General features: G+C 65.2%; 1 protein-coding gene and 1 pseudogene. One reads left to right on the top strand and one right to left on the bottom strand.

What is annotated here, in order from left to right; genetic code table 11:
- Nucleotides 1–367 precede the first annotated feature (367 nt).
- Nucleotides 368–967, top strand: coding sequence for a recombinase family protein (locus tag VQ02_RS33005; protein ID WP_048448501.1), 600 nt, complete (start codon nt 368–370; stop codon nt 965–967).
- A gap of 31 nt (nt 968–998) precedes the next feature.
- On the opposite strand, the pseudogene VQ02_RS36445 reads toward VQ02_RS33005, so the two are convergent.
- A pseudogene (locus VQ02_RS36445) lies at nt 999–1,226 on the bottom strand (integrase core domain-containing protein); the annotation flags it as partial.
- Nucleotides 1,227–1,324: the final 98 nt, after the last annotated feature.

The following is a 1,324-nucleotide window of genomic DNA, read 5'->3' as shown; positions in this document are numbered from 1 at the left end:
GAACGCCTTCGCTCGAAGTGCCAACTAACTTTCGGCGCGCGTGCTTCTCCGAGCGCCTGTTTAGATCTCCCATACGCACCGGTTCATAGCACTCAGGTCCCATGTGGAGGTACGTCAGCAATCGGAGCATAGTCGTGGCGCCGGTTCTCGGAACCCATTCACCCGATCATGCCGCCGGTCGTCCGCACGGCAATCACATCAAGCGCCCGATCGATAATAGTTGCCGAACCGCCAGATCGTGCCACCCTGGCTGTACAACAACTCTTGGCTTTTCGCACGCCGCCCGGACCACGCCCGCCCTCAAGGCGATGATCGTCCAGGAAGTCCGTGCACAAAGTCAGGAGAGACAGACGGGAGTTTCTGCACGATGGGCGGTGCCACGGTCGGGCGTAGGTGCGGATACAGCCGGGTCTCAACCTCAGACCAGGATTGGACCATCCAACTCGACGCCCTCGCCAAGGCTGGCGTCGACGATCGCGACGTCTACCGCGAGAAGGCCAGCGGCGCCCGACGCGGTCGCACCGAGCTTCGACGCGTCCTCGACCTTCTCCGCCAGGACGATCAGATCGCCGTCTTCGCCCTCGACCGACTCGCGCGCTCCCCGCTGCACCTTCTCCAGATCGTCGAGAAGATCGAGGCCAAGGGCGCCAAGCTCGTCTCCCTACGCGAACAGATCGACACGGGCTCGGCCATGAGGCGCTTCTTCATCACTGTCGTTGGCAGTGTCGCCGCTCTGGAGCGCGACCTCATCCTCGCCCGCACCAAGGCGGGCGCCGCTCTCGCCCGAGAGAGGGGAGTGCGCTTCGGTCGCCCGCCGAAGCTCACCCCCGCCCTGATCCGGCAGGTTCTGCTCGCCCACGACGACCCGGAGACGACGGTGCCGGAGACCTGCCGCATCCTCGGCATCAGCCGCTCCAGCTACTACGCCGCACTCCGCTCGGGGCGGGAAGAAGTTCGAGCAGCATAGCCGTCTACATCAAGGCCGTTTTCACCAACATCTAGATGTGGATGCTCAACAGGTTGTCCTCGGCCAAGCCGAGGCGGCTGATGGGTGTTCTGCCGTTGATGCCGCCGTGTGGGCGCTGCCCGTTGTAGCGGAACAGGAAGGCGGGCAGTTCCGCGCGACGCTGCTCCGAGGTGTCGTAGGCGCGGGCACAGGCCCACTCGCGCAAGGACGTCTGGACGAAGCGCTCGGTCTTGCCGTTGGTCTTCGGCGTGTAGGGCCGGGGTAATTACCCAGGGGGTTCGGCGCGGAGCGCGAGCCGGCTGACCTTGCCGGCGACGAGGTAGAGCGCGGGCAGCGATCAGGCGCCAACGGTCTTGG

Source organism: Methylobacterium variabile (genome assembly GCF_001043975.1).
In the GTDB taxonomy this organism is placed as follows: domain Bacteria; phylum Pseudomonadota; class Alphaproteobacteria; order Rhizobiales; family Beijerinckiaceae; genus Methylobacterium; species Methylobacterium variabile.
This window is presented reverse-complemented; position numbering and strand designations above follow the sequence as displayed.

Bases quoted from the DNA above. Each gene is read 5' to 3' on its own strand.
- VQ02_RS33005 (WP_048448501.1), top strand. From the start codon at position 368: ATGGGCGGTGCCACGGTCGGGCGTAGGTGCGGATACAGCCGGGTCTCA.